Below are 15,264 nucleotides of genomic sequence, written 5' to 3'. Positions count from 1 at the left end.
TTACCCTCGTCTGCCAGTACAGCTCCTGAAGGAATACCTTCCTCCCACACAGTGTCGTGCTGGTGCTGAACCGCGACTGGTTCAGCCACTGCCCCACCTGCAACACTCCTTCGCTTCACCGTCGAATGGCTACCCCCAAGGAAGTGCTCAAAACACGACTGGAACATTTCCTGACGCTCCACGGCTGAATCTTCGCGGCGCGACACAGGTTGTCGCGCCCGCCCGGACAATGACCCACATCTACAAGAGGGCTCAACGATGAAAAACCTGCTCGCCATCATTGGACTCTTCGTGGTGCTGACCAAAGGCTACGCGTTCTACCGCGAATACAGCGAAATGAAGCGCGAACGCAATGCGCAGCGGCCTGCCGCAGACTGAAGCAAAGCGAAATGACAGCTACCATCCCCTGAACAACTGATGGCACAAAGCCATTCGATTGAGTAGGATTCACGCTAACTTGACGCCAGCCTACTGGCGCTCAGTAGAGACATAGAACCAGGTAGTTACCATGTCCCAAGCGAAGGATACGCTGCTCAGGCTGTTTGCATTGCTACGCCTGATCCCCACCGAACCTCAGCGCATTGCAACCCCGACCCTGCTCGAAAAGCTCCGTGATAGAGGCTTCTCGGTCTCTCTGCGCTCGATCCAGCGTGACTTGAGCCGGTTGTCGATCCCATTCTCCCTGCAGTGTGACGACAGCGAAACGCCCTTCCGCTGGAGCTTCACCCGCGAGGCACCACTCCAGCTGGAAGACATGGACGCGCCCACCGCACTGGCGCTGTTCCTCTCGGAAAGCCACCTAGGCCCGATCCTGCCGCAAAGCGTTCTGGACCAGCTGGGCCCACAGTTCCGCCGGGCCCGCAACTTCCTCAATGGCCTGGGTGGCAACGGCCTGGCCGACTGGGCAAAGCGGGTTCGCTCACTGCCCAACGGCAAGACCCTGCTCCCGGCGCAAGTCAGCGCGCACACCTGGGCCCAGGTGTCGGCCGGCCTGCTGGAGCGCAAGCAGCTGGAAGTGGTCTACCACAGCCGCAGCAAGGGTGAGCTCAAGCGTTTTCGCCTGCACCCGGCTGGCCTGGTGTCGCGCCATGCGGTGAGCTACCTGCTGGCCTCTGTGGATGGGTACAGCGACCTGCGCCAATTCGCCCTGCACCGGATGACCGAAGTGAGCGTGCTCGGAGAGGCCGGCCACGAACATGAAAGCTTCGACGTGGATGCCTACATCGCCAGCGGCGCTTTCAGCTATCGAGAGGCCGAGGCCCAAGTCGAGCTGATCGCCGATGTGCGCCCGCAGATCGCTGCCCTGCTCAACGAAACGCCGCTGAGCCAGCAACAGACTTTGAGCAGCGTTTCCGAGCAGGGCTGGCATCGCCTGCACGCCACCGTGCCGCTAGACCGCGAAACGCTGTGGTGGATCTTCGCCCTGAATGAAAACATTCGCCTGCATGCACCCCAGGTGTGGGTAGACGAAGTGCGCGAGCGACTGAATTCGATGCAGGCGCTGTACCAGAACACTCACGCAACCCCGCAACTGCAACCCGCCTGACCTTCAACAATCAAAAGGACATTGCCATGCCACTTCCCCTCATCCTCGGCGCTGCCGCGCTGGTCAGTGCTGCCTACGGTGCCAAGAAAGGCTACGACGGCTACCAGAAGCACTCCGAAGCGGACGATATCGTCAACGCTGCCAAGGCACGTTATGCCAATAAAAAGGACGCGTTCGACGTACAGGAAATCGCCACCAACGCGGCCCTTGAGGCACTGGGTAAGGAAGAGCTGCAAATCGGCAAGCAATTCGACGAGTTCAAGACCCTCGCCGACAAGCTGCTGCTGAAGCTCAACGCTGGCCGCCAGGACAAGCTGAAGATCAACATCCCCAAGCACAAGCTGCAGAGCATCGAGAGCTACAGCTACACCGCCGTTGGCGTACTGGGTGCCACCGCGGGGGCAGGTGCTGCCGGTGCTGCTGCCGGGTTTGCCGTGTATGGCGGTGTCATGGCGCTGGGCGCTGCGTCCACCGGCACGGCGATCTCGTCGCTGGCCGGTGTGGCTGCAACCAACGCAACACTGGCAGCCATCGGCGGAGGTTCGCTCGCCACCGGTGGCCTGGGCATGGCGGGCGGTACTGCAATCCTGGGTGCTGCAGTGGCAGGCCCGGTACTGGCGATCGCCGGCTGGGCTTACGACAGCCATGGCGATGAAGCGCTGAAGAACGCGCACAAGGCCGACCGTGAAGTGGACAGTGCCGTGTCCAAGCTGCAAAAGGCCCAAAAGCAGCTCAGCAAGGCTGAAGATTACGCATTCGATGTCAACGACGTGCTGAAGTCGGTGTACGCGCAATTCGACAAGTACTTCGAACACCTCAAGTTCATGGACAACCGCCTCGAAGACATCCGCTCCCGCAAACTGGATGCGCAGGCAGAGCTGGACAAACTGGGCGGCGCCATTATGCGCTCGGTCGAAAACGGCTTCATGCTGGCGGCCATTCTGGTCGACCTGATCACCACGCCGCTGTTCAAGGTCAAGGAAGTGAACGGCAACGTCGTGAAAGACAAGAACGACGTGCCGGTCATGGCCACCGACTCCGATGGCTCGATGATCCTCAACGACGCCAAGCTGCAGGAACAGATCAGCCTGACCCAGAGCAAGGCGGCAGAAGTAGAGCCTGCCTGATGCCAGCGCGGGGCCGAAAGGCCCCGCCTTCGCTTCGCCCTTCTCTCATTCGTCATGGACGCCCCAAATGCACGCCGCAGCGCAAGACTTCCCCTGGGCCGAAGAGCTCGAAAAAACCGTAATCACCAGCCTCACGACCAGCTTTGGCCTGGACTTTCTGCTGTTCAAGGACAAGCAGGGCGGCGAGGTGGACACCATCCACAACGTGCGCAACGGCGTATGGGCGACCGACGCAGAAAAGCAGCGTTTCGAGCAGCGTGGCGAGTACGATTCCACGCCCTACCACCAACATGCGAATTACATCGCCACTGGCCAGAAAGACAAGGCCAGCCAGGCGGCAGGCACGCTGAAGGACCCCTACCGCAACAAGGTGATGGCTGCCCATGAACAGCGCAACCTGGACCACGTGATCAGCGCCAAGGAAATCCACGATGATGCCGGGCGGGTGCTGGCCGAGCTCAGTGGCGTGGAGCTGGCCAACCAGAGCAGCAACCTGCAGACCACCCACGAGACGCTCAACAAGTCGAAGAAGCAGACGCCGATCAACGAGTACCTGGACAAGCTGCCGGGCCTGATCTCCAACCATGAGAAGTCGCTGGCGGGCGACCGCGCGCGCCTGACGCAAATGCCGCGCGAAACGCCGCAGCAGCAACATGAAGCCCGCGCGCTGGAGGACAAGATCCGCAAGACCGAAAGCAAGATCAACGAGCTTAAGGCCGTGGACCCTGAAGGCATGCGCAAGCGTGATGCCGAGGCCCGCGCGCTGTACGATCAGCAGATCAACGCAACCTACTACACCAGCAGCAAGTTCCTGCACCAGACCGCGCGTGCGACGGGGTCTGCCGCTTTGGCCATGGGTACCCGGCAGATGCTCGGGCTGGTGATGGCGGAGGTGTGGTTTGAACTGCGCGAGCAACTGCCGGCCCTGCTGGACAAGCTCAAGCACACGTTCAGCCTGGAGGCCTTCGTCGACAGCATCAGCAACTCGCTCAAGGGCATCTGGAAGCGGGTACAGGCACGTTTCAATGACTTTCTGTTGGCGTTCAAGGATGGCGTGTTTGCCGGTGTGCTCGGGAGCCTGACCACCACCGTGTTCAACATCTTCGCCACCACTCAGGCGATGGCGATCAAGGTCATCCGCGAGCTGTGGGGCCAGCTGGTCAAGGCCATCAAGCTGATGGTGTTCAACCCTGACCAACTAAGCTTCGTGGAGCAGTGCCAGGCGGTGACGACGTTGCTGTCGGTGGGCGTTGCCACGGTGGTGGGCACCATGGCTTACACCCAGCTGGTGCCGTTCCTCAGCTTCCCGTTCGGCACCGAACTGGCCGCGTTTGCCGGTGCGCTGGTGACAGGCTTGGTGACCCTGGGCCTGAACTACTTCCTGCTGCACAGCGCAATGGCGCGCAAGCTCTGGGCCTTCATCGAATCGCTGACGCCGCACGCCGGCACGGTGCGCGAGTTCCAGGCAATCAACGCGGAGCTGGACCGTTACCTGCTGGAGCTGAGCCGGCTGGAGTTCAACCTGGACGTGGAGGAGTTGCAGGCCTTTACCCAGGAGCTTGAGGCGTGCAATGACGAGATCCAGCGCAGTGCGGTACTGCAGCAGGCTGTGGAGGCCCGTGGGATCGAGTTGCCGTTCGAGGTGGGTAACGCGGCCAGCACGCGCAACTGGCTGGCTTCGCTGGTATGACGCTACCGGCGTTTCCCTGTACGCAGTGCGGGCTGTGTTGCCGCAATGTGCACTTGGCGGAACAGACGCAGTACCTGGATCGGGGGGATGGGGCTTGCCGGCATTACAGTGATGCCGACAAGCACTGCCTGATCTACGAGACCCGGCCGGATATCTGCCGGGTCGACCGGCAGTACCAGATGCACTATGCGCAGCGGTTCAGCTGGGAGGCGTTTGTAGAGGTGAATGTGGAGGTTTGCAAGCTGCTGCAGGGTCAGTCGCAGGAATGAGCTAAGCTGCCTGAGCTGGTCTTCTGCAGTAGTTACAGCGTTATGACAGCCTCGGGCTTAGAGTCCGCGAAATAACGGAATTAGACGGGGGCTCAAATCCCCCCGGCTCCACCAAACGATCAAAAAAGGCGTCCACGGACGTCTTTTTTTGTGCCTGCGATTCAGTAAGTACGCCAGCAATCTTGCAGAGCTCTGAGGTTTTTGAGCTACAGCTACAGGTGTATTCAAGCCCGTCTGGCGGTAATCGTCGAAGTACCGATTCATTGCCTCAGATACATTGGCCGTGACCATGGAGCGCGATGTTTGAAAAAGCACTTTCAGTCTCGCAGCCACGAAGCGAGATATCGCGCCATAGAGTTGTGGGTCGTTACCTGTAGCGCTGATGTGCCGACTGCCGCGAATGTCACGCCTGTTCAATAGCGCCGGGACTGACAAGCAAACAATGCGGCCGGCAAAGAATGTGTGAGAAGAAAAACAAAAAGCTGTGCAAGCGGCGAAAACTCTTACAATCTTCAGCCAGATTTCATACACATTTTTTGCCCTCCCGATACTCAAGAGATAGCCCCGTGCGTGACTCAGACAGCTCATCCGCGCCACTGGTTGACGTAGTGCAGCTTGCCGCATCCCTCCAGCGTTTCGCAGATGATCGCGACTGGCAGCAGTTCCACTCCCCAAAAAATCTCATCTTGGCGCTCACTGGCGAGGTAGGAGAGCTGTGCGAGATTTTCCAATGGATGAGTGATACCGATTCGCTCTCTGTAGCCAAGGACCCCGAAATCGGATCAGCCGTAAAAGACGAATTGGCGGACGTACTGATGTATCTGGTCCGTTTGAGTAGCGTGCTCGGCATCGACCTCAACGAGGCGGTGACAAGGAAACTCGCCTCAAACGGCCAGAAGTATCCCGTGGATAAAGCCAGAAGCAGCAGCAAAAAGTACGACCGACTCTGAACAACTCGAATCTAAGGACACCCCGTGATCGTTTACGCTGCGACCAAACAGCAATTTCTAAAAGACAACGATAACGATGATATCGAGGAGGTGATCCTCAGACACTACAAGGAAGCTACCGGCAAGAACGTTGGCAGTTCGGAAATCAGGTCGTGGCAAGGATCCCTTACGTACATGGCCAAGGTCCTTAGAGATGAAGGCTTGCCTAACGACGCAGGCTTGGCCATCGAATTGCACATTCCGCAGTCGTCGAAACGGATCGATTTTCTACTCACCGGGCGCGACGAAAACCAAGCAAAAAAAGCTGTATTGATCGAGTTGAAGCAATGGAGCAAAGCCAACGCCACGACCAAGGACGCCATCGTCAAAACGGCGCTTGGTGGCGGCCTCGTTGAAACTATTCACCCGTCCTATCAAGTATGGTCATATGCAGCGCTGCTCGAAGGCTTCAACGAGGCTGTGTACGACAAAAGCATCGAGATCCGTCCCTGTGCCTACCTTCATAACTACGTCAGCGACGGCATCATAGACTCAGCGCACTACGAGCCTCATATCAGCAAAGCTCCACTGTTTCTGAAAGGCCCTGAAGAGCTCAGCAAGCTGCGAAGCTTTCTGAAAGCTCACATTGCTCACGGCGACAACAAAGAGGTCCTTTACGAACTGTCCGATGGAAAAATACGCCCGTCAAAAGCGCTAGCCGAAGCCCTGAGCGGACTGATGAAAGGCAATCCTGAGTTCGTATTGATTGATGATCAGAAGGCAGTTTTCGAGTCGGTGCTCGCAGCGGCAAGCGAGGCATCGGGGGAGACGCCAAAGGTGCTGATCATCGAAGGGGGACCCGGCACTGGGAAAACTGTGCTAGCTATCAATCTGCTGGTGAGGCTGACCGGATTGAAGCTGTTGAGCAAATACGTCTCCAAGAATGCTGCCCCCCGCAAGGTCTATGAAAGCAAACTGGTTGGCACCATCAAGCGTAGCCATTTCTCGAATTTCTTTTCAGGCTCTGGGGCATTCATCGACACTGAACCCAACACATTCGATGCGCTTATCGTGGACGAAGCTCACCGGCTGAATGAGAAAAGCGGGCTTTACGGAAACCTTGGGGAGAACCAGATCAAAGAGCTGATTGATTCAGCGAAATGCTCAATTTTCTTCATTGATGAAGACCAGCGTGTAACCTTGAACGATATCGGCAGCAAGCAGGCGATACGCTCCTTTGCAAAAGCCAAGGGCGCTGTGGTCGAAGAACACGTGCTGTCTTCGCAGTTTCGCTGCAGTGGTTCTGACGGTTACCTGGCATGGTTGGATGACACGCTAGGCATTCGCTCGACGGCAAATCCGACGCTTGAGACTCAAGAGTACGAGTTTAAGGTGTTCGACTCACCCCAGGCGATGCATGAAGCAATCAACGAGAAAAATCACGGAAACAAAGCTCGTGTGGTCGCGGGATATTGTTGGCCCTGGCTGAGCAAGAAAGACTTCACCGCTGCCGATATCGTTATTGGTGACTACAAACGCCAATGGAACCTGGACCAGGATGGCAGTCTATGGATCATCGCTGAAAACTCCATCGAACAGGTTGGCTGCATCCATACCTGCCAAGGTTTGGAGGTCGACTACATTGGGGTGATCATCGGGCCAGATCTTGTCGTACGTGACGGTAAGGTAGTGACATCTCCGGATGAGCGCGACAAGCACGATAAATCGATTCGCGGCTGGAAAAAAATGATGAAAGAGCGACCTATCCTAGCGAAAAATGAAACAGACCTGATCATCAAGAATACATACCGAACGTTGATGACCCGCGGGATGAAGGGTTGCTACCTTTACTGCACCGACAAAGAGACTGCGCGGTACTTCGAGAGTCGGCTTAGCCAGCACAGTAATCATTGAAGGTATCGATTGCTAGGAGCCCCTGTACCTGCGAGTCTTTTTTCAAACTTTTGCGGCCCACAAAAGATAGAAAAAAGACGTCTGCAGGCTTTCTTGGATGCCTGAAGTTCAGTAAATACAGAAGCGCCATCGCTGAAAAACCGAAGACAAACTACACCCCCTCCTCCCCCATAGTTTAGTAAACCCCAATCCAAGAATCGAAAAAGTCAGCTTTTACCCTCCTTACCCCCATGAAACCTTAGGGCACCACAAAACCACCTTAGGAGAACACTGCGCTGCGTGGCGAGCCTTGCTGTTGGCTGTGCGGTTTGCCCTGCAGCGCTGGAACGAGAACCGGATGTCTCTCGTCTGGGAGGACCGATTGATCCCGGTGTCTCGAGTGATGTGCAATCACCCTTGAACAGTAGGAGATAACAATAATGATCAAAGCTCTGAAATTCGCAGCACTCGCAACGGGGATAGTCACTGCCAGTCACGGCCTCGCGGCCGACCTCACCATCGTCTCCTTCGGTGGCGCCAACAAGGAGGCCCAGGTAAAGGCCTTCTACAAGCCCTGGCAACAAGCCCGGGGCAGCAAGATCATTTCCGGCGAGTACAACGGCGAAATGGCCAAGGTCAAGGCCATGGTCGATACCCGCAGCGTGTCCTGGGATGCCGTGGAGGTGGAGTCCGCCGAGCTCGCCCGGGGCTGTGAAGAGGGCATGTTCGAGACGCTGGACCCAGCTCAGATCGGCCTCGATACCAAGCATTTCGTTCCCGGCGCCATCCAGCCCTGCGGCATAGGGTTTCTGGTGTACTCGACGGTGCTGGCCTACAACACCAGTAAGCTGAAGCAAGCCCCCACCGGCTGGAAGGATTTCTGGGATGTGGAGAAATTCCCGGGCAAGCGTGGCCTGCGCAAGCTGGCCAAGTCGACTCTGGAATTCGCCCTGATCGCCGACGGGGTAGCGCACGCTGACGTCTACACGTTGCTGGCCACCAAGGCAGGCCAGGACCGCGCCTTCGCCAAGCTGGATGAGATCAAGCCGCATATCCAGTGGTGGGAAGCCGGTGCCCAGCCACCTCAGTATCTCGCCGCTGGGGATGTGGTGATGAGCTCGGTGTACAACGGCCGCCTCTCAGCCAAGCAGAAGAAAAAGTACGACCTGGACATCGTCTGGTCCGGCGGCCTCTACGAGTTCGATTCCTGGGCTATCCCGCGGGGCGCTTCACGCCAGGAGAAAACCCGCGAGTTCATTGCCTTCACGCTCGACCCCGCGCAACAGAAAAGCTTCGCCGAACATATCGACTACGGCGCCGCCAACCTGCAGGCCATGCAACTGCTCGACAAGGACCGCATCGCCGAACTGCCCACCGCGCCAGCGAACCTTTCCCAGCAGGTGCCGGTAGACCCGCTGTTCTGGGCCGACCATGGCGAACAACTGGAGCAACGCTTCAACGCCTGGGCGTCGCGTTAACCCCCTGAACGGCCAGCCATGGGGCACTCCCCCCATGGCTTTCGGAATCTGCCGAGCACAAGGTCAGACCTCCGTCATCACCACCATCACCTCGGCGTCACTCCCCGCCTCGCCCTCAGCCAGGTAGATGTGCCCGATCGCGCTGTTGAAATACACCGTCTCCCGGCAACCAACGCTGACGGATTCACCCGTTTCGAACTGAATGCGCACACGGCCCGAAAGCACCACGGCAAACTCCTGCCCGGGGTGGCGAATGTAGTCTTCGAACTGGCTCATCTCACGCGCGCAGATGCGGGCATACATCGGCGTCATGTTGCGCCCGGGGAAATCCCCCGCCATCGGGTGGTACTCGTAGTTGCCCGTGCTGTAACCCGCCGCCGTATCGATGGCCGTGCTCACCACCGTGGGCTGTACCGCACCCACGCTCACCTTGGCCGGGCTGAACAGCTGGGCGATGTCCACACCCAATGCCCGCGCTGCCGCCGCCAGCTTCTCGTAACTCACCGATACCTGCGCCAGCTCCATCTTCGACAGGGTCGACAAAGCCACGCCTGAACGCTCGGACAATTGCTTGAGCGTGAGCTTCTGGTTCTTGCGTATGACACGAAGACGGGCACCCACCTGGGCGCGATCTATCAAGGGGTGGGCCGGGGAACGCGAGACTGGATCGGAGCTCATGCAAACTTCTCTGCCATACGGAAACGATGCCTTGGGCCAAGCCGGGCAAGGGCCAAAAATAATACCTCAAGGTAATAGGTTGACTGGAAAATTCTCATATCTTACATTTCTCGTATCTGAGAATTACAAGAACAGCGGCGAAGACATTGCTTCTCCCACTCGGAACAGGAGGCACCTCGGTATGCACGACAGCGAATGTTTCGATTTCGCCATCATTGGCGGCGGTATAGCGGGGGCCTCCCTGGCCTATCGCCTGGCTGGGCAAGCCAGGGTCGTGGTGCTCGAGCGCGAGAGCCAGCCGGGCTATCACGCCACCGGCCGTTCCGCAGCCATGTTCATGGAAAGTTACGGCACACCGCAGATCCAGGCCTTGACCCGCGCCAGCCGCACTTTCTATGAGCAACCGCCCGCTGATTTCACCGAGCATGCGCTGCTGGAGCGTCGCGGTTGCCTGTATGTCGCAGGCCAAGGGCAACAGGCTTTGCTGGAACAGACCTTCGCTGCCGGTGCAGCACAGGCTGGCAATGTGTCGTTGATCGGTACCGAGCATGCGCTCGCGTTGGTGCCGTGCCTGAACCCGGAAGCAATGGTTGGCGCGATGCTCGAAACCGACGCCCGCGATCTGGACGTGCATGCGCTGCACCAGGGCTTCTTGCGCGCCGCGCGCCGTGCCGGTGGTGTGCTGCAATGCGATGCGCAACTGAGCGTCGCCACGCGCGAAGGCGGTCACTGGCACCTGACCCTGGCCGACGGTCGCCAGTTGCGCGCGCGCACGCTGGTGAATGCCGCAGGCGCCTGGGCTGATGAGGTTGCGCAGCAGTGCGGCGTGAAGCCCATCGGCTTGCAGCCCTGCCGACGCACAGCCTTTACCTTCGACGGCCCCCAGGGCATGGATTTCTCGCGCTGGCCCACGGTGATCGGCATCGACGAAAGCTTCTACTTCAAGCCCGATGCCGGCCAGTTGCTGGGCTCCCCGGCCAACGCCGACCCCGTGCCGCCTCATGACGTGATGCCTGAAGAGCTGGACATCGCCACCGGCATCTACCACATCGAGGCCGCCACCTCCCTGACCATCCGCCGCCCGCGTCACAGTTGGGCCGGCCTGCGCTCGTTCGTCGCCGATGGCGACCTGGTGGTCGGCTGGGACAATCACCGCGAAGGCTTCTTCTGGCTCGCGGCACAGGGCGGCTATGGCATCCAGTCTGCGGCCGGCGTGTCGCAACTGGCCTGCGCCCAGCTGCTCGATCAGCCGCTGCCCCAAACACTGCTTCACCAAGGTGTCGAGCCACAGCGCCTGGCACCTGCCCGCTTGCGTTAATCATTCATCACCCACGAGGTTCAATGCCATGTCCGAACAACTGCAGCGTTACCCCAGCCATCTGCCCTACCCGTTCTCCAAGGCCATCCGTGTCGGCGATTTCCTGTTTCTCTCGGGGCAGGTACCAATGGACCCACAGGGCAACGTGGTGCTCGGGGATATCCGCGAGCAAACCGAGGCGGTCATGAGCCGTATCGGCGAAACCCTGACCGAGTGCGGTGTGGGGTTCGATCAGGTGGTCAAGGCCACGGTCTGGCTGACCGACATGCAACATTTCGCCGGTTTCAACGAGGTGTACAAGCGCTACTTCGACAATGGTTTTCCGGTGCGCTCCACGGTCGGCGGCAGCCAGCTGGCACTGGGGGTCGACGTAGAGATCGAAGTCCAGGCCTGGGTCGGCGCCCGCTAGCACACCCTTGCCGCCTGCCACTGCGATGCCCCGGCATGGCCACGGAAAGTGGCCCGCCCCATAAGCCCTAACAACAATAATTCGAGGGAAATCGTCATGAAAGAGAGCCTGAAAATAGCCGGCGCGTTCGTCGGTGTGATTGTCGGCGCCGGGTTCGCTTCCGGTCGGGAACTGCTGCTGATGTTCGTCGATTTCGGCGTATGGGGATTGCTCGGGGCAGTGGTCAGCGCCTCACTGTTCATCTTTCTCGGCATGGCATTGGCAGGCATGGGCAGCCGCCTGCGGGCCAGCTCCCATAAAGACGTGGTGAACGCCCTGTGCGGACGCTACCTGGGCGCCTTCGTCGACCTGATGATCACCTTTTTCATGTTTGCGGTGACCGTGGTCATGCTGGCCGGTGGCGGTGCCCTGCTGGAGCAGCAGTTCGGCATCCCGGCCCTGTTCGGCAGCCTGGCGGTAACCGTGATCGTGGTCGCCATCGTGTGCCTGGATGTGCAGAAGGTGATTGGCATGATCGGCGCCGCCACCCCGCTGTTGATTCTCACGGCAGTAGCGGTGGCCCTGTATGGTGTGGCCACCCGAGGCCTGAGTTTCGGCGAGCTCGATCAACTGGCCAGCCATCAGGACGCCGGCGCCAGCCATTGGCTGCTGGGGGCGCTGTTGTACGTGTCCTACAACATCGTGGCCGGGGTGCCCTTTCTGTCGATCATGGGCGGCACCGCAAAGACCGAGAAGCACGCCATCTGGGGTGGCATCTTCGGCGGCGCGTTGCTGGGGGTGCTGATGCTGGTGATGAGCCTGGGGCTGTTGTCGCGCCTGGACAGCGTGGCCGACCTGCCCATGCCCATGCTGTCCATCGCCACCGAGATTTCACCGGTGCTTGGCCTGGTGATGGCCGTGGTCATTTTCCTGATGATCCTCAACACCGCCGTTGGCACCCTGTACTCCTTTTCGGCGCGATTGCTGCCAGCGGGCACCCGCACGTTCCGCATCGGCTCGGCGGCCGCCGGCGCCCTGGCGTTCGTTGGCAGCCTGGTCGGGTTCGTCAGCCTGGTGGGTCAGGTCTACCCGCTGTTCGGCTACCTGGGCTTCCTGCTGATTGGCGCGGTCGTGCTTGGCTGGCTACGCGTCGGCCGCCTGGCCCAGGCTTGAGCAATGCACAGTGACGCGCTGATCGGCGCGTCACAAATTGCATCGAACCTGCCCTCTCGAAATCCAATGCCAGGCCGATATGCTTGGCAACCGAACTAGCAGCCCGCACCAGCTGATCTCTGCCGCCAAAGTCGTTTACGGCCAGCAGCGCATCAACATCAGCTTCGCCTGATTGCGGTTGCAAGACGTCCTGGCTTTCGCCAGGACGACACCGGTCGACCCCACACGACCCATTAAATTCCCGCCAATCTGCCTGTTTTCCCTACAGATGTCGGCTGATTCACATTTTTTTCGTGAAAAGCAGCCTAACCGGCTTTCGCTGCAGAATTGTCCTACAACCATCCTGTACAGTACCCAGCGCTTGATTCAGCACTCACTGACAAGCCGGCAGGGATGGCCGATACAGACGCAGCATGCGCTGGTTGTCCCGCGTCGGTTTCCGACCCTGGAAGGGACACCCTCTTGAATACTGCATCGCTGCGCCGCTCACTGCTGGCGCTTTCCATTGCCGCGGCTACAGCCACGGCCAATGCCTCTCCCGCTATCGACTTGAATCACGACCTCAGCTCCGGTGCCTACAGCAATACCGGCGATACCTTCAGCAGCGCCACCTTCAGCGGCACATCGCAGAACGCCGGCGTCGAGCTGATCGATGTCACTGTGCTGGGCAACCTGACCAACAGCGGCGCGATCAACCTCAGCGCGGCGAGTGCCACCGATATTCCCTCGGCCATTTCCCTCACCCTCGATTCCAGCATCGGCGGCAACCTGGTCAACCAGGGCAGCATCAACGTGACCGGCGAAGGCGCCATGGGCCTGGACCTGTACCTGGCCAAGATTTCCGGTGATGTGATCAACAGCGGCAGCATTGCCGTGACGGGCCAGAACGCCAACGGCATGATGATCACCTCCACCCAGTCGAGCATCATCAACAGCGGCACCATCACCGCGCGTGGCGCCGACTCGGCCGGTATCGAAGTCGAGAATGCCGTCTTCAGCGGGTCCATCACCCCGCCCTACAAAAGCAACATCAACAACAGCGGCACCATTTCGGCAGATGGCATCGGCATCCATCTGGTCAACCTGAGCGGCAGCAACCTGTTTTCGATCACCCAGACCGCCGGCCTGCTCGAAGGCGGCACTGCGGCGATTCTGGCCGAAGACAGCAACGCGCAGTCGTACTTCTACTGGTCCGGCGGCCAGGTAAAAGGCGATCTGCTGGGGCTGAGTGGCGTGCTGGTCAAAGGCGACGTGGCTTTCGGCGGTTCGACCATCCGTGCCGGCTACGTGGACATCGACGGTGGCACCCTGACCCTGCTGGCGCCGCACACCACGCTGGACGGCGATCTCGACCTCGACAGCGACACCGCACGCCTGCGTCTGCTGCTGGACAACACGACCCTGCCCGATTCACCGATTCTCAAGGTGACCGGCAACACCTACTTCTCCGCAGGTAGCCAGATCGAGCTGCAAGCCCGCTCCGACGACTTCCGCACCCCGGCCCAGGGCACCCGCTACACCCTGCTGAACTCCGGCACCTGGGAAGAGGCGCAGAACCTGTCGGTGGTCTCGTCCTCGGCGCTGCTCGAAGTGAAAAACTTCGGCATCGAGGGCCAGGATGTGAAGGCGCTGGTCGCAACCCGCAGCGATGAAGCGATCGAGCAGACCCTGCTCGGCGCCCGTGCTTCGCGCAATGCAGTCAATGCCATACAACCGTTCAAGAACACCGTGATGGGCCAGCTCAGCGAAAGCGATCCGGTATTCCAGGCCTTCGCCAACGCCAGCAGCGATGCGCAACTGGCCAGTCTCGCCGAAACCCTGACCCCGGATGTCAGCCGCGGCGTGATCAATGCCGCCACCAGCAGCCAGACCCTGGTGGGCAACGCCGTCACCCGCCGCTCCAGCAATGCCCGCAACGGCCTGTCGTCCGGTGAAGGCCTGTCGGGCACTGGCGTATGGGTACAGGCACTGTCCAGCGATGCCGATCAGGATCGTCGCCACGGTATCGACGGTTACGATGCCAACACCAACGGCATCGCCGTGGGTGCCGACGGCAAGCTCGACCCCGATACCACCGTGGGCCTGGCGTACAGCTACCTGACCAGCGACGTCAAATCCGACCGGGGCAACAAGACCGATGTCAGCGGCCATGCCCTGACCTTGTACGGCAACTGGACCCTCGACAGCTACTTCGTCGACGCTTCGGTGATGTACGGCTGGAACGACAACGAGTCCAAACGCTACATCGCCGGCAGCCGCGCCAAGGCCGACTACGACAGCGAGATCTTCGGCGTCAACGCGCTGGCCGGCTACACCTTCCAGCTCGACCGCCAGGTAGTGCTCGAGCCGCAGATCGGTGCGCGCTACGCCGATGTCTCGATCGACTCGTACCGTGAAAAAGGCAGCTCGGCGGCGCTCAACGTCGGCAGCCAGCGTTACGAAATCGGCGAGATGGGCCTGGGCGCACGCCTGGCAGCCGCCTTCGACCTGGGCGTGGGTAGCCTGGAGCCGGAAGCCAAGCTGATGGCCTGGCATGACTTCATCGGCGACAAGGCCGGCACCACCTCCACCTTCGTGCTGGGTGGCACGCCATTCACCACCCGCGGCGCCACCCCGGCCCGCGACAGCTACGAGCTGGGCCTGGGCGCAACCTACCGCGTCGGTGCCTGGAGCGTGGGCGGGTCGTACAACTACCTGACCAGCAGCGGCTTCGATGCCGACACCTTCACCGCCAACGTGCGCTACGACTTCTGACCTCAACCGCCCGACACGACA

12 protein-coding genes are annotated in these 15,264 nt (G+C 59.9%); 11 read left to right on the top strand and 1 reads right to left on the bottom strand.

The window, feature by feature from the left end; genetic code table 11:
• Nucleotides 1-508: 508 nt before the first annotated feature.
• The 7 genes from FW760_RS18065 to FW760_RS18035 all read left to right on the top strand — a co-directional run bounded on the left by FW760_RS18065 (nt 509) and on the right by FW760_RS18035 (nt 8,932).
• Nucleotides 509-1,546, top strand: a complete 1,038-nt coding sequence (locus FW760_RS18065) for a helix-turn-helix transcriptional regulator (RefSeq protein WP_116052281.1) — start codon at nt 509-511, stop codon at nt 1,544-1,546.
• Nucleotides 1,547-1,572: 26 nt separating this feature from the next.
• The gene (locus FW760_RS18060; protein ID WP_116052282.1) at nt 1,573-2,673 is read left to right on the top strand and encodes a chemotaxis protein; all 1,101 of its coding nucleotides are present in this window, start codon (nt 1,573-1,575) and stop codon (nt 2,671-2,673) included.
• Nucleotides 2,674-2,740: 67 nt separating this feature from the next.
• Nucleotides 2,741-4,363, top strand: coding sequence for a hypothetical protein (locus FW760_RS18055; RefSeq protein ID WP_116052283.1), 1,623 nt, complete (start codon nt 2,741-2,743; stop codon nt 4,361-4,363).
• Nucleotides 4,360-4,632 (top strand): YkgJ family cysteine cluster protein, encoded by a 273-nt coding sequence (locus FW760_RS18050; protein ID WP_116052284.1) that lies wholly within the window; start codon nt 4,360-4,362, stop codon nt 4,630-4,632. Before FW760_RS18055 ends, FW760_RS18050 begins: the two co-directional genes overlap by 4 nt.
• 566 nt (nt 4,633-5,198) lie before the next feature.
• Nucleotides 5,199-5,582, top strand: coding sequence for a nucleotide pyrophosphohydrolase (locus tag FW760_RS18045; RefSeq protein WP_104571917.1), 384 nt, complete (start codon nt 5,199-5,201; stop codon nt 5,580-5,582).
• A 24-nt stretch (nt 5,583-5,606) separates the two neighbouring features.
• Nucleotides 5,607-7,475 carry a DNA/RNA helicase domain-containing protein gene (locus FW760_RS18040; protein WP_116052285.1) on the top strand — a complete coding sequence of 623 codons (1,869 nt, stop codon included), beginning with the start codon at nt 5,607-5,609 and terminating at the stop codon, nt 7,473-7,475.
• A gap of 419 nt (nt 7,476-7,894) precedes the next feature.
• On the top strand, nt 7,895-8,932 hold the full coding sequence (locus FW760_RS18035) for an ABC transporter substrate-binding protein (protein WP_043863846.1): 1,038 nt from the start codon (nt 7,895-7,897) through the stop codon (nt 8,930-8,932).
• Nucleotides 8,933-8,995: 63 nt separating this feature from the next.
• Here FW760_RS18035 and FW760_RS18030 read toward each other — a convergent pair whose 3' ends face one another.
• The gene (locus FW760_RS18030; RefSeq protein ID WP_054916367.1) at nt 8,996-9,610 is read right to left on the bottom strand and encodes a helix-turn-helix domain-containing protein; all 615 of its coding nucleotides are present in this window, start codon (nt 9,608-9,610) and stop codon (nt 8,996-8,998) included.
• A gap of 181 nt (nt 9,611-9,791) precedes the next feature.
• On the opposite strand from FW760_RS18030, the gene FW760_RS18025 reads away from it, so the two are divergent.
• The 4 genes from FW760_RS18025 to FW760_RS18010 all read left to right on the top strand — a co-directional run bounded on the left by FW760_RS18025 (nt 9,792) and on the right by FW760_RS18010 (nt 15,243).
• On the top strand, nt 9,792-10,928 hold the full coding sequence (locus tag FW760_RS18025) for an NAD(P)/FAD-dependent oxidoreductase (protein WP_116052286.1): 1,137 nt from the start codon (nt 9,792-9,794) through the stop codon (nt 10,926-10,928).
• Nucleotides 10,929-10,956: 28 nt separating this feature from the next.
• Nucleotides 10,957-11,337 (top strand): RidA family protein, encoded by a 381-nt coding sequence (locus tag FW760_RS18020; protein ID WP_058540570.1) that lies wholly within the window; start codon nt 10,957-10,959, stop codon nt 11,335-11,337.
• 96 nt (nt 11,338-11,433) lie between these two features.
• Complete coding sequence (locus tag FW760_RS18015) at nt 11,434-12,489, top strand: hypothetical protein (protein ID WP_116052287.1); 1,056 nt, start codon at nt 11,434-11,436, stop codon at nt 12,487-12,489.
• Nucleotides 12,490-12,951: 462 nt separating this feature from the next.
• Nucleotides 12,952-15,243: an autotransporter domain-containing protein gene (locus FW760_RS18010; protein WP_446443910.1), complete on the top strand. Its 2,292-nt coding sequence runs from the start codon at nt 12,952-12,954 to the stop codon at nt 15,241-15,243.
• Nucleotides 15,244-15,264: the final 21 nt, after the last annotated feature.

Source organism: Pseudomonas sp. 1176_21 (genome assembly GCF_052850635.1).
This window is presented reverse-complemented; position numbering and strand designations above follow the sequence as displayed.